The organism is Frankia sp. AiPs1, assembly GCF_023716945.1.
In the GTDB taxonomy this organism is placed as follows: Bacteria; Actinomycetota; Actinomycetes; order Frankiales; family Frankiaceae; genus Frankia.
In genome coordinates, this window is record NZ_JAMQQF010000036.1 from 1 (window position 1) to 25,869 (window position 25,869).

Genomic DNA, 25,869 nt, shown 5'->3' on the forward strand with positions numbered 1-25,869 from the left:
CGGGTGGGCGTCAGCATGCCCAAAAAAGTGAAGATCGAAAATGAAGTCTGGCTTGGGAGGTTGACAGCGGGAGTCTGCATCGTGCACCTGCTGCGCAACTCGTTCCGCTACGCCAGCAAGAAGGACTGGCCCGCACTCGCGAAGGACCCCAAGCCCGTCTACACCGCCCCCACCGAAGCCGCGGCGCTCGACCGGTTCGGCGAGTTCGCCGCGATCTGGGAGAAGAAGTACCCCGCGATCATCCGCCTGTGGGAGAACGCCTGGCCCGAGTTCGTCCCGTTCCTACGCTTCGACACCGAGATCCGCACCGTCATCTGCACGACCAACGCGATCGAGTCGTTGAACGCCCGGTTCGCCGCTCGGTCAAGACCCGCGGCCACTTCCTTCGGCGGCCGTGTCTCCGCCGGCCGGAAGTAGACCAGCCCGCCAGTAGTCCACCCGTAGCACCAACATCAACCGTTACACCGTTAGCTGGACAGTCCCAGATCCAGTCCGTCAACCGGCCGCCCGCCACCACACCATCATCCGCCACAGCCCGCGATCATGCCGCCAACCAGGCAGAACACCCAGCACCAACACACCCGGAAGATCAATTTAGGCTAAGTGGCATTGGGTCAAATCCCCAACGCGCCGGAGCCCTGACCCGTCGACGTGACGAAAAGCACTGCTTTGGAAGGTTGACACTGCGCGAAACAGTGTTGGCCATGCGCGCCGGCCATGACGATCCGTAATGCGAGAGCCATTGTCGGTCCAGGTCAGAGTGCATTTTCCGGCAAGATCTTCCATGAAATCTCGCTACGCGGAGGGGCGCCCAGCACCCTGGTCATAGCCGAAATACGATCAAGATTCTTTAGGATGGTCATTGACATAGCGTCGTACGAGAGCAAGAATTCGGGGGTAATGAAGGACTTGAGGGGGTAAATCCGATGTTCGACACTCAGGACGTGTGGAATTCGGAACGGGAGGTGTCATGCCAAGAGCAAACGTTCGACCTTTTTGAGGGTGCCGGCTATTCGGGTGGATCGGACGGGCTCAGCCAGCCGTCCTGGGCGGCCACCAGGAACGCACCCGGCCAGATTAGATACACAATTCTGGGAACCCTGAAGATCTGGAACGGACACCGAGACTGCACCCCCACCACCCCTAAAGTTCTACAGGTGCTGGCGCTGCTGTTACTGCGTGCCAACCGAACCGTCGAGGTGGAGTCGCTGATCGACGAGCTGTGGGGGGAGAGGCCGCCGCGCAGCGCGCTCACGACCATTCAGACGTACATCTACCACCTACGCAGACTCATCGAGCGAGAGTCGCTCGCCGAGGCGGGCGGTGACATCCTGGTCACAAAAAATCCTGGATACCTCTTGCGCGTGCGGCCCGAACAGATAGATCTGCAGAACTTCTGGATGTTGCGGCAACGAGGCCGGGCGCACGTGGCGGAACGCCGTTTCGGTGAGGCATCCGCGGATTTCCGCGCTGCCCTTCGTTTGTGGACAGAGAACCCGCTGGCCAATGTGCGGCTGGGCCGTCAACTCTCCGCTCAGGTGATCGAACTGCAGGAACAGCGCCGCAACACGCTCCAGCTCGCCATCGAGGCCGACATGGAGATGGGGATGCACCGGGAGCTCGTCGCCGAGCTGCGTTCGCTGACGGCCGTGTACCCTCTCGACGAGTGGTTTCACCGACAGCTCATGCGAGTGCTCGACCGCAGCGGCCGGCGTAGCGACGCCCTGTGGACCTACCGAAGTCTGCGAAACACACTCGGCGAGGAGCTCGGCATCAACCCGGCGCCGGAGACGCAGGAACTGCACTGTCAGCTTCTCGAGTAGGACTCGAGCATCGGCGCACACGCCCGCCGCCATGGAAGGCGGTTGAGACGGGCGAGATCCAAACCAAGGAGAGCGCGGGCGGCCTTGTGGGGGCGATGCCAGCGCCTGAGGCGTGCTTGAGCCGTGTGCCGCGACGAGTGGCAAGCACGGTTCTGACGGGGCCCCGGCGCAGCAATGCGCCGGGGCTACCGGACAACCGGGGTCCACTGGGTCCGCGACGTCACCTTTCGTGAAGATGCCTCCAAGGTCCGGACCGGCCCACTGCCCCGCGTCCTGGCAACATTCCGTAACCTCGTCATCGGACTCATCCGCCTCGCCGGCCACACCCGCATAGCCCCGACCATCCGCGGAATCCACCACGACAACGCCCTGCTCCTGGCCATCCTCACCCTGAACAACCCGGCCTGACCTGCATCAACGACTTTGCGGTCGCCCTGACTGCTGGACTGTTTCCGGCCGTGTTTCACCGCGCCGACGTTCCGGCTGTTCCGCGCACTGGTGGCCGGGATGCTCGCCGCGACCGGGCGGCGCACGATGTGTGGGATGCTTCTCGGCGCCGGCCTGTCGGCGCTGTGGCCGCATGACCGGGCACACCGGTTCTTCAACGCCGCCCGCTGGTCACCAGACCGGGTCGGCCTCGCGCTGGCTCGTCTCGTGGTCGACCGGCTCGCCGGACCCGGGCCGCTGACCGTCGCCGCGGACGCCGCCTACGCCGGCGACGAGCTCCGGTCCCTGCCAGCGTCGGTGACCTGGACAACCCGGCTGCGTAAGGACGCGGCACTGTACACCCCGGCCCCGCCGCGGACCGGGCGGCACAGCCGGCCCCGGACCAAAGGCGACCGGCTCGGCGGCCTGGCCCAGCTCGCCGCCACCGCCCGCTTCACCCCCGTCACCGTGACCCGCTACGGCCAGACCGTCACCGTCCACGCCGCGATGATCCGCTGCCTGTGGTACGGCGTGTTCGCCGCCCGACCCGTCACCGTCGTCCTCATCCGGGAGCGGGCCGGCATCTACGACCTGGCCCTCGTCACCACCGACACCCTGGCCAAACCCGCCCGGATCATCGAACGCTACGCCGCCCGCTGGTCGATCGAAGTCGCGATCTTCGACCTTGCCGGAGCCCTGCGTGCCATGCCAGGGGCGGCCCGGCGGGTCTTCAGACGGGGACATGCCCCTGGGCCAAGAGTTCGAAATGCTCCACCACCGCGGTGATGGGCGGCTGAGCGGCCATCTCGTGACGCAACGCGTCGGCCGCGTGCCGGTAGCGCGGATCGTGCAGGAGATCGTCGACATGGCCGGACAATTCACGGGCGGACGCGTCCTCGTCCACGCACAGCGCCACGCCCGCGTCGCGCGACTGTCGGGCAAGGGGAAGGCAGTCAACGAATCTCGGTATGATCAATTATGGTGTGCCGTGCGCGGCTGCGGACATGCCGGTGCCCGACCCACCGTGGTGCACCACCAGATCGCAGTGCGGCAGCAGGGCGCCTAGGGGGACCGACTCGACGGTCCGGACCCCCGGTGGGAGCGCGCCTGCCGCGTCCCGGTGCTCCGCGCGGATGGCGACGAGCACCTCCACCTCGAGCCTCGAGAGCCCATCTGCCAGTTCCCCCAGCCAGGGCAGCGGCTTGTCCGGGTCCACGACGGTGCCCGGCGTGATGCATACCCGCGGGGCCGTGGGCGCCTCCCATGCCCACGCCGGTACGGTGCCGCCCCCGTTGTACGGCTGATAGCGAACGCGAAGTCCTGGCGCGGCATCCGGAAGTTGTAGCCGGGGAGGACAAGGATCAATGATCATTGCTGGCGGATCCGGCTCCTCAGCGACCCCATGGCGGCGCGCGGTCGACGCGAACGCCGCCGCGGCGGGCGCGACCAGAGTGTCTGACACGTCGACGCCCCATCGGTGCTCGACGCGTGGAATACCCAGCAGCGTGCTGACGAGAGGAGCAGCTAGAGCGAGCGGATCATGCATCAGCACGTCGGGTCTCCAGCCGCGGCAGAACGCGACCAAATCATCCGTCATCCCGGTCGCGACGGCAGCGAACCAGTCGCTCGACTGGAGCAGCTTCGCGCCCGGCCCCGTCCCGCGACGTGAAGCCGCTGGGACGGCCTGGATCAGGCCGTCCGGGGCGTCCGGCCCACTAGGGACGGCCAGCAGGCCGGACGCATGGACCAGACCTGTGAAGGCCGGCGAAGCCGCGACCCGTACCTCGTGCCCGGCGAGCGACAAAGCCCATGTGCTCGAGACCATCGGCAGGAAATGGCCCGTCAAGGGACAGGTGACCACGAGCACTCGCACGAGTTCCTCCAGAGCAACGACTGTTTCGATGGAGTTCGCCGGGCACGGATACGGGATCTCACCGCCGCGCGTGGGCGCTCAGATCGTAGGCCCGACTGCTCGAAGGCCGCTGGAGCGCGGGACGGGCGCGGTATGGCGAAAGTCAGGGAGACCCACAAAACCGCCCGTCAGCCCCAACGCACTCCGCCAGCACCGGTCACAGCCCTACGCCCACCGCGCGTTACCGCCTGCCTGCGAAAACAGACTTTGCGGGTCGCCCTGGGCGAAAGCCCGGCGTCGGATTCGCCGTCCCACGGCGCGAGATTCAGTGGTTCTCAAGCGGACGTCACGAGTTCTCCAAGGAGCCTGGGTGAGTGTGGTGCCGTTCGGTTACGTCTGGCCGAGGGCGGGAGGATGATCGTGTTCGGTGAGCTGTCGGAGTTCCACACCTGGTTCGAGCAGCGAAAGGCCGCGAACACCTACCACGTTTCCATCGTCGGGCTTGACAATCTCGACGGCTGGGAGTTCGACCCCGATTCGGGAAACCTCCGTCATCGCTCAGGGAAGTTCTTCTCGGTCGAGGGTATCGAGGTGACGACGGATCACCGCGAGGTCTCGTCGTGGAGCCAGCCCATCATTCTTCAGCCCGAGATCGGGATACTCGGGGTGCTGGTGAAGAGGTTTGACGGGGTCCCGCACTGCCTCATGCAGGCGAAGATGGAGCCCGGAAACATCAACCTCCTGCAGCTGTCGCCGACGGTCCAGGCGACCCGCAGCAACTACACCCGGGTACACCGGGGAAACGCGGTCCCCTATCTGCAGCACTTTCTCGCGCCCCGGCACGGGCGCGTCGCCTTCGACGCGCTCCAGTCCGAGCAGGGCTCGTGGTTCCTGAACAAGCGCAACCGCAACATGATCGTCGAGGTCGAGGACGACGTGCCCGTGCTCGATGACTTCTGCTGGCTGAGCACAGATCAACTCCGGGAGCTCGTGCTCGCCGAGAACCTCGTGAACATGGACTCCCGGACCGTCCTGTCGGGGCTGCCGCTACGTACTCCCGGAGACGGGGACGGCGACGCACTGCACACGACCCAGGAATTGCTGAGCTGGTTCACGGAAGCCAAGGCCCAGTATCTGCTGGAGCGGCGCCTCGTCAGGCTCGTCGAGGTCAAAAACTGGATCCGCTCCAACGAGCGGATATCACACGAGCTCGATCTCTTCTTCCAGGTCATCGGCATCCACGTCCAAGCGAGCAACCGCGAGGTCGCCCGCTGGTCCCAACCCATGTTCAGACCAACCGGGCGTGGCGTCATCGCCTTTGTCGCGAAGTGGGTGAAGGGCACCATGCACCTGCTCGTACACGCTCGGACGGAGCCGGGGACCGGCGACGTCGTTGAGATGTCCTCGACCGTCAACTGCGATCCCGACAACTACCGCGAGTTCGGTGCCGACCAGCGGCCGCAGTTTCTGGACCTCGTGCTGTCGACGCCGCCGGAGCGGGTGCTCATCGACGTCGTGCACTCGGAGGAGGGCGGTCGCTTCTATCACGCGGAGAATCGTTACCAGGTTGTCCTAGCCAGCGATGATCTCCCCTTGGACGTTCCCCCGGACTTCACCTGGATGACTGTCGATCAACTCTCGCACTTCGTGCGCTACGGCAACCACGTCAACGTCGGCGCGCGTTCGCTACTGACCTGTCTGACCCGGTCGCGGGCCATAACGAGCTGACCAGAGGGCGCCGGCCGACGCAAGGGCGTGGGCCAAGCAGAAGGTTATGGACGATGCGCCGGCAAGCTGCGGCGGGAAGCGTCGAGGGCGACGACTGCGGCCTCGATCTCGATCAGTTCAAGGATGTCCTGGCGCACTTTCCGAGCGGCGTTGCCGTCGTGACGACCCGCGGCGCCGCTCGTGTACCGTACGAATTTACCGCGAGCTCGTTCTACTCCGTATCCATGAACCCGACGCTGGTGTCCGTCTGCCTGGCACGTTCGGCCCGCGGCCACCCGGTCTTCCTGGGTACGAACGAGTTCGTCGTCCAACCTTCTGGGCTCGCGGCAGTCGGATCTGGCGAGAAAGGTTCGCGCGCCCGGCCGACGATAAGTTCACGCACGACGCGCTGCTCCACGCCGAGCACGGCGCACAGGTCGTCGCGGGCGCGTTGGCAGTGTTGAAGTGCGCCATCCACCGTCGGCACGAGGCGGGCGACCACACGATTCTGGTCGGCGAGGCAGCTGGGCATCCTGCCAGGAGTAGGTGCGCTGGTAGAGCGCGGGACCTGGTATTGCTTCGAACCTCCAAGCGACGCCTGCAGGCTCGTTTCCACTGCTTGAACCACGCGTCACCCCGTACGTGACTCGTTCATCCGTCCCGGTCTGACCGCCGTGCGACCTGACACTGACACCGATTCCACCTAACTACTTTCGGTGAAAATGTGTCCGTATAGTACGGGAGCCGCTCTCCGGCGATCGATCGGGTTGGGTGTGGGTGCGCGCATGAAGGGATCGCCAGTTGATCATCGCGGGTCCACGGACTCTTGAGGATCTACCAAGGGTCACCTGCGGTACACGATGTCCAGAAAGCGGCAGAGCCCCGCACCTTGGATGGGGATGCGGGGCTCCGGCCTGTCTCAACCGTGCGTGCGCTCGGAGGGAATCGAACCCCCAACCTTCTGATCCGTAGTCAGATGCTCTGTCCGTTGAGCTACGAGCGCGCGCCGCCACCGTGGTGGCCGGCGGTGCCAGCTTACAGCACCGCCGGAGCGGCTCAGGGGCCGCGTCAGCGTGGGGCCATCTGTAGTTCGTCCGATGCGTCGGGTGAGTGGTCAACGTGGGACGCCGCTCCCGCCGGGCGTCCTGTAGGCGTCCCGCAGGCGCCATGCCGGACATCAGGTTGGTTGCTCCCTGCGTCAGGGCGCGTACTATGAACCAACTCTCGGGGGGGGGGGGGGGGAGAGATGCCGCTGCGTTCCGATGAACCTGGACGTGGCGGTGCACTGGGGCCTCATTTCGTCCTCGCGGGTAGTGATCTTGTCGGCCCCTTGCGGACGGAACGAGGATGGCCAGGCCACACGAAAACGATCTTCCTTCGGAAGCGGTCGGCTTCGCCTACTGCACGGTGACTCCCGAGGTTGCCGTCGCCGGTACCGACGGGCTGCTGTCCTGGTCGGCGCCGGGCGCCGACGTCGTCGACATCGCCGGCCTGGGACGCTTCCCGGCCACCGGATCGGTCCCGGTCACGCTGACAGCGTCGGGCCGGTACTTTCTGCGGGCCGCCGGGCCGGCCGGGGCGGCTCGGAGCAGAACCAATCTCGTCCGGGTCATCGCGCCCCCGGTTATCACGCTGGTGGAAGTGCCGGCGCCGCCTCGGGCCGACATCGGCGAGTCCCTCCTGCGGGATCCGCGCACGCACGGGGCGCGCCGGCTGCCGGCCAGGCATGCCCTGGGCAGGATGGCCGTCCTTCCCCTCTCGGCAGCGTCCGCGCCCCCGCCCGGGGTCGGGCCCATGGCCGCGCGCAACGCCTTCCGTACCAGCGGCGACGCGCGGCCGGGCCCGGCGACCGGTGAGGGCGCCGGCTGGTGGCGTTCGACGGGTGAGCTGGTGGGCCACATCGGCGGGTGGACCAAGCCACCGCCCTCGGGATGGTCGCGTCGGGCGGCGCAGGTACCACGACGCAGGCGATCCGCCGGGTCGCGATTGCGGTCGCGGCGAGGGGTGCGCTCACCGTGAGCCGGTTCCTGCTCTGGCTGTCCGGCGCCGACCGGGAGATCCTCGGGCGGCTGCGGCACGACCGGGCCAAGTACGTGGGCGTGGGCAGCGCGGTGCTCACGACGGCGGCGATGGCCACCGCCTCGTCCACGTTCGCGCTGCGGATGGCGCTGAAGCTGCCGATCCCGGTCTGCCTGCTGGTCGGGCTCGGCTGGGGCCTGGCCATCATGGCGCTGGACCGCTGGCTCGTCGCGTCCGTGCAGCGCCAGGACCACTGGTACATGAACGCGCTACTCATGCTGCCGCGGCTGGTCCTGGCGATCCTCATCGGGCTGGTCATCTCGACGCCGCTCGTCCTGCGCATCTTCCAGCCGGAGATCGACTCCGAGATCACCCAGATGCACGCCGAGGACGCGGCGGCCTTCGAGCAGCGGATCACCACCGATCCGCGCAACCAGGAGCTGACCCGGCTACGCGCCGAGCGCGACGCCCTGGTGAAGGTGGGGACCACCGGCGTCGACGTGAGCACCGACCCGGAGGTCGCGCCCCTGCAGAAGCAGATGGACGGGCTGCAGACCCGGCTGGCCCAGGCGAACGCCGACGTGCTCTGCGAGAGCCTCGGCAACTGCCCGGGTCAGCAGAACAAGGCGGGCCAGGGCCAGCAGTACAACCTCAAGGTCTCCCTGCGCGACGGCATCCAGACGCAGATCAACCAGCTCCAGCCGCGGCTGACCGCGGCGCAGAACGCCGCGCGGTCCCGCCAGCAGGCCGGCCAGTCCAGCGCGACCCAGAACGCCAAGGATCAGCTTCCCGCGCTCAACGCGCAGATCGCCGCGTTGGAGACCGGGCAGCGCAACGATCGGGCGGCGTTCAACCGCCAGAACGGCGACAACACCGGGCTGCTCATCCGGATGGAGGCCCTCGACCGAATCACCAGCGATCCCGACCATCGCACCCTCGCCAACGCCCACCTGGTGCTGCTGCTGTTCATCACGGCGATCGAATGCCTGCCGATCATCGTCAAGTTCCTGATGTCGTTCGGGCGGCTGACCGCCTACGAGCAGGTCGTCGCGATCGAGGAACGTAACCAGCTGATCGCCGAGGAGGAGATGTCGGCGCGGCGGCGGGCGACCGTGCTCCTCGACGACCAGGACTCCTACCTCGAGGCTCAGGTGACGAGAGACGAGAAGGACCCGGCGATCGAACGGCTGGCCCGCCGGACGGTCGCGGTCCAGGAAGAGGTCGCGAACGCGGCGCTGGACGCCTGGCGCGAACGCGAACTCGGCCGGATCCACAACTCCCTCGACGACTATGTCGCCGCGGCGCCACCGCCGGGCACGGGCAGCCTCCAAGCTCCGGGGATTCCCGGGGCTCCGGCGGCCCCGAGGGTCCCGTCGGCACGGACGCGGGGCTGGGAGACGACGGTCGAGGAGTCGGACGTCCGATCCGACCGGCCCGTGCCGTCGGACCGACCGATGCCGTCGGACCGGACGGTGCCCTCGGATCGGACGGTGCCCTCGGATCGGACGGTGCCCACGGACCGACCGATGCCGCCCATTCGGCCCACCCGTCCCGATCTCACCGCCCGGGTTCCCGACGACGAGGGGGACGAACCGACGCTCGTCCCGGACTACACCGGCTAGCCCCAGCCGCCGGCGCCCCGGTCGTCGGCGGGCATCGGGGCGCTGTCGCCGTCGTGGGCGCGGAATGCGGCGGGGTAGGCGGGGTCGGCCGGCTGGCCGGGTAGCTCGTAGGTGAACGTGAGGTCGCCGTGCCCGCTGGAGACGCCGGGGCGCAGCACCACTGGCGGCACCCCGGTGAGCCCGGGCGGCCCGCCGCCCCCCCCCCCCCCCGCCCGCCCCCGCCCCCCCCCCCCCCCCCCCCCACGCCCGGGTGGGTGTGGGCCTGTCGGGCAGGCCTGGTGCGTGGGTCAGGCGGTGGCAGCGAGGTGCAGGGCGCGCATCGCCTGGGCTTCCATGGCATGGGCTCGGTCGGCGTCGGGCAGCATCTGGGCGGCGCTGGTGACGGCCTGCAGGATCCCGCCGCAGGTGAGGTCGCGGCCTTGGATGAAGTGCCGCAGGATCAGCGCCTGCTGGTCGGCGGTGAAGTGCAGGGCGGTGCTGAGCTGGGTGATGGTGGCGGCCGGGTCGTCGACCGGGGTGCTGGCGGCCTGTTCGATGCGCGCGACGGTGCGTTGCACGTAGTCGGGGTCGAGGAAGGTGGCGACGGCGTCGCGGGCCTTGGCGGTGACGAGTTCGGTGGCGCGGTGTTGGGTGTCGGCGCTCCACCGGATGACGCCGTCGTCGAGGCGGCCTCCGAGATGCACGGCGCGGATCGCGTCCTGGGTGATGGTCATGCCGTTGCGGCAGATTTCGACGACGAGGCGGGGGGTGATCGTGAATGCCCCGCAGCCGGTTTCGGAGTTGGTGATTTCGAAGCCGGCCCAGACGGTCGGGTTGTCCGCGCCGCGCAGTCCGGTGAACGGGGAGGTGTAGCCGCGCAGGAGGCCGGGGGCGAGCGCGCGCACGGCGTCGCTGCGCACACGGACGTACATCCGCCGGTCGGTCAGGTCACAACCGTCGACCACCACCGACTCTTCGGCTTGGCGGACTCCGTCGAGCGCGGCCATGAGCACGTCGAGATGGTCGACGGGCCGGTAGTGGTCGCTGAGGACGGCCCGGGCGACCCCTCGGTCACCATCGCGGCCGCGTAGCGCGCGGACGAGGAAGGACCGGCCGTGGTTGGTGGGGTGGCGCAGCCAGGCATTGACGTTCGCATCGAACAGAGGGAGGTCCTGCTCGCGGGTGCGGCGCAGGTAGGCCAGCGGGATGTCGAGTTTGGTGGCGAGCCCCTCGTCGGCGAGCGCCGTCGGGGTGTAGCGACCGTCGGTGAGGTCGACACCGTCGGGTCCGAGTACCGGGTCGGTGCCGGCAAGGATGAGGTCGCCGCCGCGGACGGTGAGGGCGTGAGCGGGGACGACGATGTCCAGCTTGCGTGGGTGCTCGGCGTGCAGCAGGGCGACGAGGTCGTCGAGGGTGGCGTTACGGCCCTCGCCGACGCTGCGTGTTTCGGTCATGCGGACGCTCCTTGTGGCGTAAGGGAATGTGCGTTGTGGTGGGCGGCGCTCGAGTGCTGGTGCCGATGGCTGGGCGGAACGGGGCTATGCCAGGGACCAGGGAAGAGCGGTGTGTATATCGGGGGGAAGCGTGTAGCCGCGGGCACAGAACCGGCAGAAGAACGGGGCCGCAAGTGCACCGGTGAGGTCGAAGGCGCTGTCGGGATCACTATCGGCATCGGCAGCGACTGTGAGGAACCACACCGGTTCCCGATAGGCGGGGTCGTCCACGCGGTGCAGGGTGGGCATGACCGGCCGGGATGAATACAACCACTCCTGATGTGCGAGTCCATCGCCCGAGTTGCACCTTGGGCAGCGCACGTGTCGCCTGCTGCTGGATTCGACCACGACGGCAAGATGTCCCTGGGCGGGCTCTACGCGGATGCCGCCGTCCATGCCGATGATCTGGACGATGAAGTCACGGGTCTGCGCAGGATCGATGGTGAGGATCGGTGGGTGGATATCCGACCGCCACCCGACAACGGGATCAGGTACGCGTCCGTTGGAACGCGACGTGCTCATAGGTCGGGTTGTCCTTTCAGGCACGTGATGGAGGGGGCGCGGCGCTGAGGAGCGTGCGTGCGATACCCGGGCGGTTCGTCGGTCAGGTCATGCCGCCGGGGGCGGGGGCTCCGAGTCGGGCGGCTGGCTGTGCTTGCGATCCGTCGGACTCTCGGGGGTGGAGAGCTCGACGGGGGGACCGGTGACCTGCGCGCGTAGTTGGGTGTGGATAGTGCGGAGGTGATCGGTCAGCTGGGCGGCCGTGATGCCAGTCTTGGCGGCCGGTGCGCGCAGAGCTGTGCTCGCGTGATCGAGCAGGCCATTCCAGTCGTCCGCGATGATCAGTGTCTGGCAGGTGTCGCAGAGCGCCCACGGATCATGGGAGAAGGCCATCGGCGCGAGATGGACGGTTCCGGTGACCAGGAGGATGGCAACGACCGGCTCGCCGTTGCATACGTCGCAGCGGGAGTGAGGATCGCCGAGTACGGGATCGGGTTGATGGTCGCCGTTCTCGGTTTGGCCGAGGCCGTGGATCCACGCGCTGCCACCGCCGGGCAGATCGCTGCGGTTCAGGGGACGCCGGCAGGTCCGGCAGATGATCTGCATGATTACTCCTCTGTGTGGATTCGAGGACGGGAAAACGCGCATGCGACGGGCGTGCCGTGGTGGCGTCCCGCGCATGAGATGTCCGTGAGCGAACGATGATCGACACGTAGCTTGTGGCGGGCCTCCGATTCCAGGTCGTCTATTCGCGACTTGTACAGCGCCTCGTGATGTTGGCCGTGGTCGGTGCCCAGAGGCCTGTCGGGAAACGCTGCGGCCCACATGCGGTGATACAGGCCGGCAGCTGCGGCATTGAAGGGGACATGCTGGCTGATGTTCGCGCACAGGCAGCACACCTCGGCCGCCGTTCCCGGCCGGGTATCTGCTCCGGCGGCGACCCGTTCGAGAAGTTCTCGGCAATGCGATCGGTAGACAAACTCGGTACTCATGAACCTGTGCGTCGGTCTGAGGAGGGAGTAGCTGTGGAAGAGGGCGTCCCGGTGCGCAGGCTGGCGCGTCATGGCCTGGGCGATTTCTTCCTCGGCCCAGTCGATCTGGAGAAATTCGTTGCCGAGGGCGCCGGTTAGATTGTGCAGGAGGCTCAATACCGGATCGTTGCGGATCGGTGTTTCCATGGGTCCCCCTCCGCGGTCGAGTTGGGGGGAAAACAGAAGCGGCGCGGCGGGGGGGGGCGCCCGCCGCGCCCGCCGACCCGCGGGCCGCCTCCAGGACGGCGGGACCGCCGACGGGTCCCGGCAGGGCGGCCCGGCCACGACGCACGGCGCCCGCACCGGTCCGCTCCACCCGCCGTTCCGCACCGCTGGACGAGGCGAGCTGCCACGGCACGCTGGTCACCATCACACCGGGTTGGAACAGCAGCCGGGCCTTGAGCCGCAGTGCGCTCTGGTTGTGCAGCAGGTGCTCCCACCAGTGGCCGACGACGTATTCCGGGACGTAGACGGCCACGACATCGCGGGGGCTCTCCCGCCGGATCCGGGCGACGTAGTCCAGCACCGGCCGGGTAACCTCTCGATAGGGGGAGGCGAGCACCACCAGATCGATGGTGATGCCCCGTTCCGCCCACGCACCGCGCAGCCGGTCGGCGTCGGCCTGGTCCACGGCGACGGTGAGCGCGACGAGGCTGTGCGGCCGGGACGCCTTGGCATAGGCCAGCGCCCGCAGCGTCGGCGCGTGGATCTTGCTGACGAGGACCACGGCTCGGATCCGCGAGGGCAGGGTCGGGGGGCCCGGCTCCGGGGTGAGCTCGACGGCGACCCGGTCGTAGTGGCTCCGGATCCCCCGCATGCCGAGGAAGATGATCGGGATCGCCAGGCAGACGATCCAGGCGCCGTGGGTGAACTTCGTGATCAACACGAGGACCAGCACGGTGCCGGTGAGGCAGGCGCCGACGAAGTTGATCGTCTGGGAGCGGCGGATCCGCCGGCGGGCGGCGGGGTCGGGCGCAGCCGGGCCGGTCGAGCGCAGGATGCGCGCCCAGTGCCGCACCATCCCCGTCTGGCTCAGGGTGAACGAGATGAACACCCCGAGGATGTAGAGCTGGATCAGCGCGGTGACCTGCGCGTCGAAGGCGATGATCAGCAGGATCGCGAAGCCGGCCAGCAGCACGATCCCGTTGGAGTAGGCCAGCCGGTCGCCTCGGGTGTAGAGCTGGCGAGGCAGGTAACCGTCGCGGGCGAGGATCGAGCCCAGCACCGGGAAGCCGTTGAAGGCCGTGTTCGCGGCCAGCATGAGAATGAGCGTGGTGACCGTGGCGATGTAGACGAAGCCGGGCGAGCCGTCGCCGAACACGGCGGCGGCGACCTGCGCGATCACCGTCGGCTGCTCGCCGCTGGCCCCGAGCAGGTCCTTGGTGTGCTCGGCGACGTGCACGTCCGAGATGAGGGCCAGAGCGGTGACGCCGGCGAACATGGTGACCGCGATGACGCCCATGAGCAGCAGGGTGGTCGCGGCGTTGCGGCTCTTGGGCTTCTGGAAGGCGGGCACGCCGTTGCTGATCGCCTCGACCCCGGTCAGCGCCGTGCAACCCGAGGCGAACGCCCGCAGGACCAGGAACGCCAGCGCGAACCCGGCGTAGTCGTGCTCGGCGACAACGTGGTAGCCCGCGCTCTCGGCCCGCGGCGTGTGCCCGACGGCCGTCTTGATCAGGCCGGTCACGATCATCACGGCGATGCCGGCCACGAAGCCGTAGGTCGGGATCGCGAAGGCGGTCCCGGATTCACGCACGCCGCGCAGGTTCATCATCGTCAGCACGATCACGATCACGATGGCGATGGCGACCTTGTGGGAAGCCAGCCCGGTGACCGCGGAGGTCAGGTTCGCGACACCGGCCGACACCGACACGGCGACCGTCAGGACGTAGTCGACGAGCAGGGCACTGCCGACGAGCAGGCCGGCGCGGGGGCCGAGGTTGGTCGAGACGACCTCGTAGTCACCGCCGCCGCTCGGGTAGGCGTGCACGTTCTGCCGGTAGGAGGCGACCACCGTCAGCATCAGCACGATGACGGCACCGGCCAGCCAGGGTGAGACGTGGTAGAAGGCCAGCCCGCCCAGCGACAGGACGAGCAGGATCTCCTCCGTCGCATAGGAGACCGAGGACAGTGCGTCACTGGCGAAGACGGGCAATGCAACCCGTTTGGAGAGCAGTGTCTCTCCGAGCCGGTCGCTCCCGATCGGGCGACCGACAAAACCGCGCTTCAGGCGGTCCGTGAGCGCCACGCGGCGATGCTACCGATGTCGGCTACCGCTACACGCAACTGTGACGTGGCACACACAAACCCGTGTCGGTCGGGGTGACGCGCCCGAGGGTGACGGATCTCCGTACAGAGAGCATTCCGGTGCCGAACCGCGCCGCGCGGGCCGGATCCGACTACGCTCCCCTCGTGCATGTCGTGATCCTCGGTTGTGGCCGAGTCGGCTCCGCCCTCGCCCGCGGTGTCGAACGGCTCGACCACTCGGTAGCGATCATCGATCAGAACGCGGCGGCGTTCGGCCGCCTGGACGCGACCTTCGCCGGCCAGCGCATCACCGGGATGGGCTTCGACCGAGACACCCTCGTCGAGGCGGGCATCGAGCAGGCCGCCGCGTTCGCCGCCGTGTCCAGCGGAGACAACTCGAACATCATCGCCGCCCGGGTCGCCCGGGAGATGTTCGGGGTCGAACGGGTCGTGGCGCGCATCTACGATCCCCGCCGCGCCGAGGTCTACGAGCGGCTCGGCATCCCCACCGTCGCGACCGTGCGCTGGACCCGCGACCAGATCCTCGGCCGGCTGCTCCCGGACGCCGTCACCGCGCAGTGGACCGACCCGTCCGGCTCGGTGCTGCTGACCGCGATCCCGCCCGGGGCCGCCTGGGCGGGCCGCAAGCTACGCGAGCTGGAGGAGGAAGCGGGGGTACGGGTCGTCTGCGTCACCCGGTTCGGCGAGGGCGTGCTGCCCGACGCCCGCACCCTCGTCCAGGACGGCGACGTGCTGCACGTGGCCGTGACGAAGGCCCGTGCCGCCGAGGCCGACACGGTGCTGCGCACCGGTCCGAAGGAGAGGTGACGGTGAACGTGCGCCGGGTGGTGATCGCGGGTGCGGGCAAGGTGGGCCGTTCCATCGCCGCCGAGCTACTGGAGAACGGCTCCGAGGTGCTCATCATCGAGCGGGACCCGCAGAAGATCCGCACCGACGCGCTGCCCGACGCCCGGTGGCTGCTCGCCGACGCCTGCGAGCTGTCCCAGCTCGACGCCGCGGGCCTGAACGAATGCACCGTCCTCGTGGCGGCGACCGGGGACGACAAGGTCAACCTCGTCGTGTCGCTGCTGGCGAAGACCGAGTTCGGCGTGCCGCGGGTGGTCGCCCGGGTCAATCACCCCAAGAACGAGTGGCTGTTCACCGAGTCGTGGGGGGTCGACGTCGCCGTCTCCGCGCCGCGGCTGCTCACCGCGCTGGTCGAGGAGGCCGTCAGCGTCGGCGACCTGGTGCGGCTCATGCGCTTCCGGCAGAGCGACGCCTCCCTCGTCGAACTCACCCTCGCCGAGGACGCGCCCGTGGTCGGCCGGCGCATCGGTGAGATCACCCTGCCACCGGACACCGCCCTCGTGGTGATCCTGCGCGACGGGCGGGCGGTCATCCCGTCTCCGGACGCGACACTGGAACACGGCGACGAGGTGCTCGCGGTCGCGACCAGCTCGGAGGCCGAGGAGCAGCTCGCCGCCCTGCTCGGTCCGGTGCCGGAGCAGACCCTCACCGGGGGCTGACCCGGCCGGATCACCCCGGGCTCAGCGCGGCGGGCGGAGCGGATCGACGACCGGCGTCTCCGGGAACGGCGGGTCGGCCCGTGCCACCTCCCTGCCGAAGGCCTCGCCCTCGAAGGCCTCGTTCTTGAAGACCTCGTTCTTGAAGACCTCGCTCTTGAGGACCTCGCTCTCCACTACCTCGCCGTCGACCACGGCCGACGCGGCGGGCTGCTCCGGCGGCAGCGGGGCGAGCCGGCGCACGATGGCGAAGCTGGCGAGGACGGCGAGACCGAACAGTGGCAGGCCGAGCGCGATGTTCGCCGCCGCCAACCAGCCGGACTCGTCGGCGAGGTAGAGCACGCCCTGCACGACGAAGCGCAGGGCGAACACGGCGCCCCAGACCAGCGTCGCCCACACCGCGGCCCGCCGCTGGCGGGGATCGTTCTGCCAGCCCACGTAGCGGGCATCGAGGCCGGCCATCAGATAGCCGGCGATCGGCCGGCGCAGCACCACCGACACCAGTGCCACGACGACGCCGACGGCGTTCTTCGCGATGCCGGGGAGGAAGAACCCCTTCGCGTCGCCGGTGCGCGAGGCGACGAACGCGGCGACCGCGACGGCGAACAGGCCGGAGAACGTCTGCTGCGTCGGCTCGTGCCGCACGATGCGCAGGACGAGCAGGGCAAGCGCGGCGGCGACGGCGACGGCGATGCCGGCGGTCAGCCCGGCCTCGGCGTTCACCGTCACGAACGCCACGGTCGGGATGGAGCTGTCGATGATTCCCCGGGGGCCGCCGATGGCCTCGGACATCGTCATCGGCGGTGCGTCGGGGGTGGGCAGTCGTGGCATCGTCGGTGGGGATCCTGTCGGTGAGGGGCCGGTTCCCCGCCCGAACCTAGGCGCTCGCGGAGGGGACCGGGAGGAGTTCGTATCGCGGGTTGAAGATGCTCGGGCGCCCCTCCTGCACGGTGATGCGACCGGACGCCTTCACCGAGGCACCGGCCCGCAGGCCCGGGATGTCCCGGCGGCCCAGGAACACCAGTGTCACGGTGCCGCTGCCGTCGTAGATGTCGACTTCCAGGGTCGGCGCGCCGGCACGCGCGCGCACCGTCACCGCCTGGATGGTACCCGCGACGCAGGTCTCGTCCCGGTCACGACAGCCGCTCATCGGGACGGCACCCGCCGCCGCGGAGGCGGCCTGGAGATCCTCGGCGTCGAGCTCGTTCGTTCCCGCCGTCAGTTTGTGGAGCTTGCGCCCCCACCAACCGTGTGGCTCGCCCACGGCTCCTCCGTTCCCGCGCGAGCAACCCTGCCCGAACACGTCTGATGCAACGAATGACCGAGGCTCAGTGTGCCCGCGGCAAGCCGCACGATCGAGCGATCCGCGTACGGATACGTACCGTGTGCGGTGCAGGGCGGTGCGTGGTGTCCCCGGTCAGCGGAGCTCGGCGGTGCGGACGCCGGGCACCGGCATCTCGGGCCGCCCGCTCGTCGCCGCGGTCGCCGAGCCGCCGGGACCGTCGGGATGGTCGGCGACCTCCCGGGGCAGGGTCAGCGGTAGGGGATCGCGCACCGGCATCGCGCCCTCTCCGCGGGACACCACGAGCTGGCGCAGCGTCTCGTCGAGCAGCGGGGCGGCCCCCGGCTCGCCCCCGGCCACGCCGGTCACCACGGCCCGCAGGAACCAGCGCGGACCGTCGACGCCCATCATCCGACCGGGAACGGTCTCACCCGGGCGACCGGTGGGCAGCACCATCCGCAGCTCGGGCCCGAACACCCCGTTCGTCTCGCGGCCACCGGCCGTCTCGATCGTCGTCAGGATCTCGGCGCGCACCTCGTCCCACAGGCCGCGGCTCTTGGGCGCGGCGAAGACCGACAGCTCCATCGCGCTGCGCCCGTCGGTGATGAGCACCGTCAACGGCTGGCCGGTCGACTCCTCCACCTGGAACTGCACCTGCACGCCCGGCAGCGCCGGGATCCGCAGCGAGCCGAGGTCGAGCCGGTGGAGGTCGTCCTGCGGCGCCTCGGTGACGTCGTAGGGACCGTCCAGCACCACCGATGCGGCCTCGGCGCCCGGCGCGCGCCGATCGGACTCCTCGGACCGGGACGCCTCGCGCTGATCGGATTCCCTACGCCCGCGGCCGAACACCACCGGACTCCCTTCCCGCTCCTGCGGAGTTCCCCGCGCCGACCCCGGCGCCGGGACCCTCCGTCGAGCCGAAGCCACCCGTCGAACCGAACCCACCGCTGCCGCGCACCGAGGCGGGCAGCTCGTCCACGTCGCGGAAGACGGCATGCTCCACACGCTGCACCACGAGCTGGGCGATCCGGTCGCCCCTACGCAACGTGATCGGATCGGATCGATCGGTATTGATGAGAACTACTTTGATTTCACCACGGTAACCGGCATCGACGGTGCCGGGCGCGTTGACCACCGTCACGCCGTGGCGGGCGGCCAGGCCGCTGCGCGGATGCACGAAGGCCGCGTAGCCCGCCGGCAGCGCGATCGCCAGGCCCGTGCCGACGACGGCACGCTCCCCCGGCGCCAGGGTCACATCCTGCGTGGTCACCAGGTCCGCACCCGCGTCGGACGGCTGGGCGTACGCCGGCGGCGCCACCTCGCCATCCAGCCGGCGCACGAGGACCTCCACCCGACCCGCGACCGCGGCCTCGGTGGCCGCCGCCACGGCCTCGCTCACCGTTTCGGGCGTGGCGGGTCCGGCCGGTGCCTCAGGGGCAGCGGGGATCGTCTGATCGGGGGCGGTCATGGGTCTGTTCTCCTGCCTGGACGGGCCGAACGGGGAGATGGATGGTCGCCGGCGACGGCCGTCGCCGGCGCCCGCTGCGCCCCGCCGGATGTCCGCGATCCGCGAGATGAACCTTAGGCCATCCCCGGCGCGGCACCCGCGGTGCGCCCCGCGTGCCGGCGGGATCGTCCGGCCGTGATCGGATAGGGACCACCGGGGCCCACCCTGGTCGGCTGGGGTAATCGGGGTCCGCGGGGTAAGCACAACACTGGGCGGGCCGGTGCGGCCCGCGGCGCAGAACGAGAGGTGTGGGGTGGCGAAAGCGGCATCGAAGCTGGGATGGAAGGTCGTCGGCGGGGCGGCGACGGCGCTCGCGGGCACGGCCGCCAGCCGCGGGGTCACGGCCGTGTACCGCAAGGTCCGCAAGTCCGATCCGCCGGTCAACCCGGCCGACCCGGACACCGCCTGGGCGGAGGCGATCGCCTGGGCGGCGATCTCCGGCCTGGCGATCGGGCTGGGCCGGCTCGCGGCGGAGCGGACGGTGGCCCGCGGCTGGGCCAGGGCGACGGGCTCCCCGCCGCCCGGCATGGTCCGCCCGGAGATCTCCACCTCGGCGGCCTGAACCCACCCACCCGGCGGCGTCGACGGGCACGATGGAGGTCACAAGTCGCGCCCGACGATCCGCGGGAGGCCGGATGGCCGTGTACGCCCTGGGAGACGCCGTCCCCGTCATCGACCCGACGGCCTACGTCCACCCGGACGCCACCGTCATCGGCACGGTGACGATCGGTCCCGAGTCGACCGTGTGGCCGGGGGCGGTGCTGCGCGGCGACTACGGGTCGATCGTGATCGGTGCGCGCACCTCCGTCCAGGACGGCACCGTCATCCACGCGACCGAGGAGCTGGCGACCGTCGTCGGCGACGACTGCACGATCGGGCACCTCGTGCACCTGGAGGGCTGCGTCGTCGAGGACGGCTCGCTGATCGGGTCCGGCTCGGTGGTCCTGCACCGGGTCCGGGTCGGGCGCGGCGGGCTGGTCGGGGCCGGGGCCGTCGTCGTGGGTGACACGGTCGTGCCGCCGGGCGGCCGGGCGCTCGGGATCCCGGCCAAGGTGCTTCCCGGCGGCGCGGACCAGGCCGATCTCGCCGCGGGTGCCGCCGTCTACGTCGCGAACGGCAAGCGCTACCGGGAGCAGCTACGCCGGATCGACTGAACCCGCCGGAGCCCGAGCCGGAGCCGAACCCGAGGGCGGGGCCGCGGCCGCGGCCGGCAGGTGCCGCATCTTCTCCGGGTTCGCGACAATGTTGATCTCGACGATCCGGCCGCCCGCCACGTGCAGGCCGGCGATGAAACGCAGGACGTCGCCTTCGAAGCTCGCGAAGCCGGGCTCGCCGTTGACCTCGATCGCCTCGACCCGCACCCGCCCGTCGGCGCGCCGGGCCGCCTTCGCGAGGATGCCGAGCACGAACCGGGCGACCCGGTCGGCGCCCGCCACCGGCCGGCGGGCGGCCTGCGCGAGTCCCCCGCCGTCGCTGCGCAGGACGGCGTCCGGATCGAGCAGCGCCAGCAGCCCGTCGAGGCTGCCACCGGCCGCCGCGGCGAAGAAGGCCTCGGCAACGCGGCGACGTGACGCCGGATCCGGGTCGAAACGGACCGACCGGTCCCGGACATGGCGCCGCGCCCGGCTGGCGAGCTGCCGGGCCGCGGCCGGGGTACGCCCGGTCGCCGCGGCGATCTCGGTGAAGTCATAGCCGAACACGTCGTGGAGAACGAAGGCGGTGCGCTCCGCCGGGCTGAGCGTCTCGAGCACGACCATCATCGCCATGCTCACCGATTCGGCGAGCGTCACCCGGTCGGCCGGGTCCGGTACCCGGCCCCCGCCCGCGGGGTCGGGGCCGACCGGCACCGCCGCACCGGCGAGGAATGCCGCGTCCAGCACGGGCGAGCCGCCATCGGCGCCACCCCCGGCGCCGGCACTGCCGGCGAGCCCGTCGACGAACGGTTCGGGCAGCCAGGGCCCGACGTATCCCTCGCGGCGCCCGCGGGCCGAGCGGAGCTGGTCCAGGCACAGCCGGCTGACCACCACGGTCAGCCAGGCGCGCAGGTCGGAGATCTGCTCGGCGTCGACCCGACCGAGGCGCAGCCAGGCCTCCTGCACCGCGTCCTCGGCGTCGGCGAAGGAACCGAGCAGGCGATAGGCCACCCCCCGCAGGTACGGACGCTCCGCCTCGAACGCCGCGGCCAGCGCGCGCTGTGCGGCGCGGCTCGGGACGGTTGTCATCGGCTCCTCCGCAGGCTTCAGGGCACCGTGAACCAGGTGTCGCCGGCCCCGGCGGCCGGGCCCCCCGGCACGCGCCCCTCCCCCATCTGGACGGGGTACCCGGCGCCGGTGTGACATCCGGCGGCGGCCGGGCGACGCGCGGGGCGATCTCACGGGCGGCCCGTGGCCCACCACCGCACGTCTCACCGCGTGGCTGCCGGCCCGGTGAGCGGATGTCTCAGAGAGTGTCACAGCTCGCGCGTCGCCGCGTAACGGTGCGTTCCTACGGTCGTGGCATCGCCCGCACCCCGGAGGATCATCACATGAGTGCCACGCTGGAAGGCGCCCCGACCACCGACCTCGCTGCGGCCGCGTCCCGCCGGGGCCGCTGGATCGACGATTGGCGGCCCGAGGACCCGACGTTCTGGCACAACGGCGGGTCCCGCATCGCCCGCCGCAACCTGATCTTCTCGATCCTGGCCGAGCACATCGGCTTCTCGATCTGGTCGCTGTGGTCGGTGATGGTCCTGTTCCTCGGGCCGCAGTACCACCTCGATCCCGCCGGGAAGTTCCTGCTGACGTCGTTGCCGGCGCTGGTCGGCAGCGTGCTGCGCATCCCCTACACCTTCGCCGTCGCCCGCTTCGGCGGGCGCAACTGGACGATCGTCAGCGCGCTGCTGCTGCTCGTCCCCACCATCGTCGCCGCGATCGTCCTCGAACCCGGCGTCTCGTACCCCACCCTGCTGATCGTCGCCGCGGTCGCGGGCGTCGGCGGCGGCAACTTCGCCTCGTCGATGACGAACATCAACGCCTACTACCCGGACCGGCTCAAGGGCCGGGCGCTCGGGCTCAACGCCGGCGGCGGGAACCTGGGCGTGGCCGCGATCCAGCTCGTCGCCCTGCTCGTGCTCGCCACGGCGGGCAAGGGCCACCCGCGGGTCGTCCTGGCGATCTACATCCCGCTGATCGTGCTGGTCGCGCTCGGCGCGGCGCTGTTCATGGACAACCTGTCCTCGGCGCGCAACGACCGCGGCGCGATGCGCGAGGTCGCCCGCGACGGCCACACGTGGGTGATGTCGCTGCTCTACATCGGCACGTTCGGCTCGTTCATCGGCTTCGGCTTCGCCTTCGGGCAGGTGCTGCAGGTGCAGTTCGCCGATCGGTTCGACACCCCGATCAAGGCCGCCTACCTGACGTTCCTCGGGCCGCTGCTCGGCTCGCTGATCCGCCCACTCGGCGGCATCATGGCCGACCGGTTCGGCGGCGCCCGCATCACCTTCGCGAACTTCGTGGCGATGGCCGCGGCGGCCGCGGTCGTGCTGGTCGCCTCGCTGACGGACTCGCTGGCCGGCTTCCTCGTCGGGTTCATCGCCCTGTTCGTCTTCAGCGGCGTCGGCAACGGGTCGACGTACAAGATGATCCCGGCGATCTTCCGGGCGAAGTCGCGCCTCGCCGTCGACGCCGGCGCCGACCCGCTGGCGGCCCAGCGCGCCGCCCGGCGCCGCTCCGGCGCGCTGATCGGCCTGGCCGGCGCGATCGGCGCGTTCGGCGGGGTGCTGGTGAACCTGGCCTTCCGGCAGTCGTTCCTGAGCTACCACTCCGGCGACGCGGCGTACCTCTCCTTCATCGCCTACTACGCCCTGTGCTTCGTCCTCACCTGGGCGGTCTACCTGCGGCCCTCAGCCCGGCGGCTGAGCGGCATCTGACCGCCCCGTGCGGGTTCAGGCGAGGTCGACGGCGACGGCGATCTCGCCGCCGGAGGGGCTGAACGCCAGCTCGCGGATGCTGCCGGCGCTGCGCAGGTCGGTGGCCGCCGCTTCGACGAGGGCGACGAGATCGGCCTCTCCGCTGATCCGGGCGCTCGCGACCTCGGCCTTCATCGACGCCTTCGCCGCGGACTTGGCGCGGCGCACGCCGGTCAGGGCCGCGCCGACGGCGTCGAGCAGTTCGGGGCGCCCGCCGTCGGCAAGCTTGCGGATCTCCGCCGGGTCCGGCCAGCTCGCCCGGTGCACCGAGCCCGGCCGCCACCAGGACCAGACCTCCTCGGTGACGAACGGCAGGACCGGGGCGAACAGCCGCAGCAGCACGGACAACGCCACCGCGAGGGTGGTGTGCGCGGAGGCGGCGCCCGCGGCCCCGAACGAGCCGTAGGCACGGCCCTTGACCAGCTCGACGTAGTCGTCGCAGAACCGCCAGAAGAACGACTCGGTGACCTCCAGGGCCCGCGCGTAGTCGTAGGTGTCGAGCGCGGCGGTCGCGGCGTCGACGACGTCGGCGAGCGCGGCGAGCAGCGCCCGGTCCAGCGGCTCGCCAACCGGCACGGCACCATCCGCCGGCACAGCACCATCCGCCGGCACAGCACCATCGGCCGACACGGCGCCACCAGTTGGCACGGCGCCACCGATCGGCACGGCCACGCCGACCGCCGAGGCATCGCCGGCGGCCGCACCGGAGGTCGGCGCATCTCCCGGCGCCGCGGCGCCGGCGGGCGTCTGCTCGGCACCGAGGCCCAGCGCGAAGCGGCTGGCATTGAGGATCTTGATGGCGAGCCGGCGGCCGTTCTTCATCTGGCCGACGTCGAAGGCCGTGTCGGTGCCCGGCCGCCCGGACGCCGCCCAGTAGCGGACCGCGTCCGAACCGTGCTCCTCCAGCAGGCCCATCGGGGTGACGACGTTGCCCTTGGACTTCGACATCTTCTTGCGGTCCGGGTCGAGGATCCAGCCGGAGATCGCCGCGTTCGACCAGGGCAGCACACCGAACTCGGCGTGGGTGCGGACCACGGTGGAGAACAGCCAGGTCCGGATGATCTCATGGGCCTGCGGCCGCAGGTCCATCGGGAACACCCGGGCAAACAGGTCGGCGTCGCTCTCCCAGCCGCTGACGATCAGCGGGGTGAGCGAGGACGTCGCCCAGGTGTCCATCACGTCCGGGTCGGCGGCGAACCCGCCGGGCACGCCGCGCTGGGAGTCGGTGTAGCCCGGCGGCACGTCGCTGGACGGGTCGATGGGCAGGGCCGCCTCGGCCGGCACGATCGGCGCGTCGTAACGCGGCGCGCCGGCGTCGTCGAGGGGATACCACACGGGGAACGGCACGCCGAAGAATCGCTGCCGGCTGATCAGCCAGTCGCCGTTGAGGCCGTCGACCCAGTTCTCGTAGCGGACCTTCATGTACTCCGGGTGCCAGCGCAGCTCCTGGCCGCGGGCCCGCAGTGCGACGCGCAGCGGCTCGTCGCGCCCGCCGTTGCGCAGGTACCACTGTCGGGTGGTGACGATCTCCAGCGGTCGGTCGCCCTTCTCGTAGAACTTGACCGGGTGGGCGATCGGCCGCGGCTCACCGCGCAGGGCCCCTGACCCGGTGAGCAGCTCCACGATGCGCGTGCGGGCGCTGTGCACGGTCTTGCCGGCGAGCTCGGCGTAGTGCGCCTGACCCGCGGGCGAGGTGATCGCCGCCGGCGGTTCCGGCACGAGCCGGCCGTCGCGGCCGATCACGGCGCGGGCCGGCAGGCGCAGCTCCCGCCACCAGATGACGTCGGTCAGGTCGCCGAAGGTGCAGATCATCGCGATGCCGGAGCCCTTGTCGGGATCGGCGAGCCGGTGGGCGAGGACCGGGACCTCGACGTCGAACAGCGGGGTGCGCACGGTGGACCCGAACAGCGGCTGGTAGCGCGGGTCGTCGGGATGGGCGACCAGGGCCACGCAGGCGGGCAGCAGCTCCGGGCGGGTCGTCTCGATCACCACGGGCTGTGCCGCGGCCGCGCCGGCCGGCTCAGCGCCGCCGCGGGGGAAGGCGAGGGTGTGGAAGGCGCCGGGACGCTCCCGGTCCTCCAGCTCCGCCTGGGCGACCGCGGTACGGAAGGTGACGTCCCACAGCGTCGGCGCCTCGGCCAGGTAGGCCTCGCCGCGGGCGAGGTTGCGCAGGAACGCCCGCTGGGCGACGGCGCGCGAGCGGGTGTCGATGGTGGCGTAGGTGTGCGACCAGTCGACGGACAGCCCCAGGCGGCGCCAGAGCTCCTCGAAGCCCTTCTCGTCCTCCAGGGTCAGCCGCTCGCACAGGTCGACGAAGTTGCGCCGCGAGATCGGCACCTGCTCCTTGCCCGGCTTCGCCGGCGGGGCGAAGTCCGGGTCGTAGGGCAGCGACGGGTCGCAGCGCACCCCGAAGTAGTTCTGCACCCGGCGCTCGGTGGGCAGCCCGTTGTCGTCGAAGCCCATCGGGTAGAAGACTTCGCGCCCGCGCATCCGCTGGTAGCGGGCGATGAGGTCGGTGTGCGTGTACGAGAACACGTGGCCGACATGCAGCGAGCCGCTTACGGTCGGTGGCGGGGTGTCGATGGAGTACACCCGCCCCCGGTCGACGGTGCGGTCGAAGGTGTAGGTGCCCTCGTCCTGCCATGCCGTCGACCACCGCGCCTCGATGCCATCAAGGCTGGGCTTCGCGGGAACCGTGTGTGCGGAGCGATCACTGCCGTCTGTGCCAACCACAGCGACGATCCTACGGGCGCGCCGATCGTGACCGCCGCGCCCGGCCCCCGCAGGCCCCGCGCGTCTGCCGCCGTGGCGGCTTTCACCCGGCGAGATGCCCACGCGCGACGCCACCTTGGCAGGATGAGCCCGTGAGTGGACCGCCCTGCCCCGCCGACGCCGGCGACCGTCCCGAAGC

Annotated in this window: 23 protein-coding genes, 1 tRNA gene and 2 pseudogenes; 14 read left to right on the plus strand and 12 right to left on the minus strand. The window is 70.3% G+C overall.

Annotated features, from left to right (window positions below):
• The 4 genes and pseudogenes from ND748_RS06535 to ND748_RS06550 all read left to right on the plus strand — a co-directional run.
• A pseudogene (locus ND748_RS06535) lies at nucleotides 1-383 on the plus strand (transposase); the annotation flags it as partial.
• A 543-nt stretch (nucleotides 384-926) separates the two neighbouring features.
• On the plus strand, nucleotides 927-1,823 hold the full coding sequence (locus ND748_RS06540; RefSeq protein ID WP_251744762.1) for an AfsR/SARP family transcriptional regulator: 897 nt from the start codon (nucleotides 927-929) through the stop codon (nucleotides 1,821-1,823).
• A gap of 174 nt (nucleotides 1,824-1,997) precedes the next feature.
• Entirely contained in the window at nucleotides 1,998-2,231 is a 234-nt protein-coding gene (locus tag ND748_RS06545; protein ID WP_251744763.1) for a hypothetical protein, read from the plus strand.
• Nucleotides 2,232-2,264: 33 nt separating this feature from the next.
• On the plus strand, nucleotides 2,265-3,035 hold the full coding sequence (locus tag ND748_RS06550; protein WP_285901706.1) for a transposase: 771 nt from the start codon (nucleotides 2,265-2,267) through the stop codon (nucleotides 3,033-3,035).
• 190 nt (nucleotides 3,036-3,225) lie between these two features.
• Here the strand turns inward: ND748_RS06550 and ND748_RS34515 are convergent, their stop codons facing one another.
• Nucleotides 3,226-4,116: a nucleotide disphospho-sugar-binding domain-containing protein gene (locus ND748_RS34515; protein WP_251744765.1), complete on the minus strand. Its 891-nt coding sequence runs from the start codon at nucleotides 4,114-4,116 to the stop codon at nucleotides 3,226-3,228.
• Between the two features lie 405 nt (nucleotides 4,117-4,521).
• Here ND748_RS34515 and ND748_RS06560 point away from each other — a divergent pair, with 405 nt between their 5' ends.
• From ND748_RS06560 to ND748_RS34950, 3 genes are read left to right on the plus strand one after another with little or no spacing between them, the layout of a single operon-like run.
• Nucleotides 4,522-5,829: an NDP-hexose 2,3-dehydratase family protein gene (locus tag ND748_RS06560; RefSeq protein ID WP_251744766.1), complete on the plus strand. Its 1,308-nt coding sequence runs from the start codon at nucleotides 4,522-4,524 to the stop codon at nucleotides 5,827-5,829.
• A gap of 53 nt (nucleotides 5,830-5,882) precedes the next feature.
• A complete protein-coding gene (locus ND748_RS06565; RefSeq protein WP_251744767.1) occupies nucleotides 5,883-6,272 on the plus strand; it encodes a flavin reductase family protein in 390 nt (129 codons plus the stop codon).
• On the plus strand, nucleotides 6,218-6,454 hold the full coding sequence (locus tag ND748_RS34950; protein WP_374215860.1) for a flavin reductase: 237 nt from the start codon (nucleotides 6,218-6,220) through the stop codon (nucleotides 6,452-6,454). Before ND748_RS06565 ends, ND748_RS34950 begins: the two co-directional genes overlap by 55 nt.
• 284 nt (nucleotides 6,455-6,738) lie before the next feature.
• On the opposite strand, the gene ND748_RS06570 is transcribed toward ND748_RS34950, so the two are convergent.
• Nucleotides 6,739-6,811 (minus strand) — tRNA-Arg (locus ND748_RS06570).
• Between the two features lie 344 nt (nucleotides 6,812-7,155).
• Here ND748_RS06570 and ND748_RS06575 point away from each other — a divergent pair.
• Nucleotides 7,156-7,827, plus strand: a complete 672-nt coding sequence (locus ND748_RS06575) for a hypothetical protein (protein WP_251744768.1) — start codon at nucleotides 7,156-7,158, stop codon at nucleotides 7,825-7,827.
• Nucleotides 7,824-9,449 carry a DUF4407 domain-containing protein gene (locus tag ND748_RS06580; RefSeq protein WP_251744769.1) on the plus strand — a complete coding sequence of 542 codons (1,626 nt, stop codon included), beginning with the start codon at nucleotides 7,824-7,826 and terminating at the stop codon, nucleotides 9,447-9,449. Before ND748_RS06575 ends, ND748_RS06580 begins: the two co-directional genes overlap by 4 nt.
• Here the strand turns inward: ND748_RS06580 and ND748_RS06585 are convergent.
• The 4 genes and pseudogenes from ND748_RS06585 to ND748_RS06600 form a co-directional block, all read right to left on the minus strand.
• Nucleotides 9,446-9,610 carry a hypothetical protein gene (locus tag ND748_RS06585; protein WP_251744770.1) on the minus strand — a complete coding sequence of 55 codons (165 nt, stop codon included), beginning with the start codon at nucleotides 9,608-9,610 and terminating at the stop codon, nucleotides 9,446-9,448. The genes ND748_RS06580 and ND748_RS06585 overlap by 4 nt on opposite strands.
• A gap of 126 nt (nucleotides 9,611-9,736) precedes the next feature.
• Nucleotides 9,737-10,882, minus strand: a complete 1,146-nt coding sequence (locus ND748_RS06590) for a DUF932 domain-containing protein (RefSeq protein ID WP_251744771.1) — start codon at nucleotides 10,880-10,882, stop codon at nucleotides 9,737-9,739.
• Between the two features lie 84 nt (nucleotides 10,883-10,966).
• Nucleotides 10,967-11,443, minus strand: coding sequence for a hypothetical protein (locus ND748_RS06595; RefSeq protein ID WP_251744772.1), 477 nt, complete (start codon nucleotides 11,441-11,443; stop codon nucleotides 10,967-10,969).
• Between the two features lie 1,215 nt (nucleotides 11,444-12,658).
• Nucleotides 12,659-14,701: pseudogene (locus ND748_RS06600) on the minus strand (APC family permease); the annotation flags it as partial.
• Nucleotides 14,702-14,820: 119 nt separating this feature from the next.
• On the opposite strand from ND748_RS06600, the gene ND748_RS06605 reads away from it, so the two are divergent.
• Together ND748_RS06605 and ND748_RS06610 are read left to right on the plus strand one after the other, a co-directional pair.
• Complete coding sequence (locus tag ND748_RS06605) at nucleotides 14,821-15,528, plus strand: TrkA family potassium uptake protein (RefSeq protein ID WP_374215859.1); 708 nt, start codon at nucleotides 14,821-14,823, stop codon at nucleotides 15,526-15,528.
• Between the two features lie 2 nt (nucleotides 15,529-15,530).
• Nucleotides 15,531-16,226: a TrkA family potassium uptake protein gene (locus tag ND748_RS06610; protein ID WP_251744773.1), complete on the plus strand. Its 696-nt coding sequence runs from the start codon at nucleotides 15,531-15,533 to the stop codon at nucleotides 16,224-16,226.
• Between the two features lie 21 nt (nucleotides 16,227-16,247).
• Here ND748_RS06610 and ND748_RS06615 read toward each other — a convergent pair whose 3' ends face one another.
• From ND748_RS06615 to dut, 4 genes are all read right to left on the minus strand, one after another.
• Nucleotides 16,248-17,054: a DUF3159 domain-containing protein gene (locus ND748_RS06615; protein WP_251744774.1), complete on the minus strand. Its 807-nt coding sequence runs from the start codon at nucleotides 17,052-17,054 to the stop codon at nucleotides 16,248-16,250.
• 46 nt (nucleotides 17,055-17,100) lie between these two features.
• Nucleotides 17,101-17,487, minus strand: coding sequence for an OB-fold nucleic acid binding domain-containing protein (locus tag ND748_RS06620; RefSeq protein WP_251744775.1), 387 nt, complete (start codon nucleotides 17,485-17,487; stop codon nucleotides 17,101-17,103).
• Nucleotides 17,488-17,640: 153 nt separating this feature from the next.
• Complete coding sequence (locus ND748_RS06625; protein ID WP_251744783.1) at nucleotides 17,641-18,354, minus strand: DUF3710 domain-containing protein; 714 nt, start codon at nucleotides 18,352-18,354, stop codon at nucleotides 17,641-17,643.
• Complete coding sequence (dut, locus tag ND748_RS06630; RefSeq protein WP_251744776.1) at nucleotides 18,335-18,973, minus strand: dUTP diphosphatase; 639 nt, start codon at nucleotides 18,971-18,973, stop codon at nucleotides 18,335-18,337. The genes ND748_RS06625 and dut overlap by 20 nt, the downstream gene beginning before the upstream one ends.
• Nucleotides 18,974-19,265: 292 nt before the next feature.
• On the opposite strand from dut, the gene ND748_RS06635 reads away from it, so the two are divergent.
• Both ND748_RS06635 and ND748_RS06640 read left to right on the plus strand, forming a co-directional pair.
• Entirely contained in the window at nucleotides 19,266-19,574 is a 309-nt protein-coding gene (locus ND748_RS06635; RefSeq protein WP_251744777.1) for a DUF4235 domain-containing protein, read from the plus strand.
• A gap of 73 nt (nucleotides 19,575-19,647) precedes the next feature.
• Nucleotides 19,648-20,166, plus strand: a complete 519-nt coding sequence (locus ND748_RS06640; protein WP_251744778.1) for a gamma carbonic anhydrase family protein — start codon at nucleotides 19,648-19,650, stop codon at nucleotides 20,164-20,166.
• Here ND748_RS06640 and ND748_RS06645 read toward each other — a convergent pair.
• Nucleotides 20,149-21,234: a sigma-70 family RNA polymerase sigma factor gene (locus tag ND748_RS06645; protein ID WP_251744779.1), complete on the minus strand. Its 1,086-nt coding sequence runs from the start codon at nucleotides 21,232-21,234 to the stop codon at nucleotides 20,149-20,151. The two genes, ND748_RS06640 and ND748_RS06645, sit on opposite strands and share 18 nt — an antisense overlap.
• Nucleotides 21,235-21,536: 302 nt before the next feature.
• Here ND748_RS06645 and ND748_RS06650 point away from each other — a divergent pair, with 302 nt between their 5' ends.
• Nucleotides 21,537-22,919: a NarK/NasA family nitrate transporter gene (locus ND748_RS06650; protein WP_251744780.1), complete on the plus strand. Its 1,383-nt coding sequence runs from the start codon at nucleotides 21,537-21,539 to the stop codon at nucleotides 22,917-22,919.
• Between the two features lie 15 nt (nucleotides 22,920-22,934).
• Here ND748_RS06650 and valS read toward each other — a convergent pair whose 3' ends face one another.
• A complete protein-coding gene (gene valS, locus ND748_RS06655) occupies nucleotides 22,935-25,691 on the minus strand; it encodes a valine--tRNA ligase (protein ID WP_251744781.1) in 2,757 nt (918 codons plus the stop codon).
• Between the last annotated feature and the right edge of the window lie 178 nt (nucleotides 25,692-25,869).

Coding starts and splice junctions, on each gene's coding strand:
- ND748_RS06540 (WP_251744762.1), top strand. CDS start 927: ATGTTCGACACTCAGGACGTGTGGAATTCGGAACGGGAGGTGTCATGC.
- ND748_RS06545 (WP_251744763.1), top strand. CDS start 1,998: ATGCGCCGGGGCTACCGGACAACCGGGGTCCACTGGGTCCGCGACGTC.
- ND748_RS06565 (WP_251744767.1), top strand. CDS start 5,883: ATGCGCCGGCAAGCTGCGGCGGGAAGCGTCGAGGGCGACGACTGCGGC.
- ND748_RS06575 (WP_251744768.1), top strand. CDS start 7,156: ATGGCCAGGCCACACGAAAACGATCTTCCTTCGGAAGCGGTCGGCTTC.
- ND748_RS06590 (WP_251744771.1), bottom strand. CDS start 10,882: ATGACCGAAACACGCAGCGTCGGCGAGGGCCGTAACGCCACCCTCGAC.
- ND748_RS06595 (WP_251744772.1), bottom strand. CDS start 11,443: ATGAGCACGTCGCGTTCCAACGGACGCGTACCTGATCCCGTTGTCGGG.
- ND748_RS06615 (WP_251744774.1), bottom strand. CDS start 17,054: ATGCCACGACTGCCCACCCCCGACGCACCGCCGATGACGATGTCCGAG.
- dut (WP_251744776.1), bottom strand. CDS start 18,973: ATGACCGCCCCCGATCAGACGATCCCCGCTGCCCCTGAGGCACCGGCC.
- ND748_RS06640 (WP_251744778.1), top strand. CDS start 19,648: ATGGCCGTGTACGCCCTGGGAGACGCCGTCCCCGTCATCGACCCGACG.
- ND748_RS06645 (WP_251744779.1), bottom strand. CDS start 21,234: ATGACAACCGTCCCGAGCCGCGCCGCACAGCGCGCGCTGGCCGCGGCG.
- ND748_RS06650 (WP_251744780.1), top strand. CDS start 21,537: ATGAGTGCCACGCTGGAAGGCGCCCCGACCACCGACCTCGCTGCGGCC.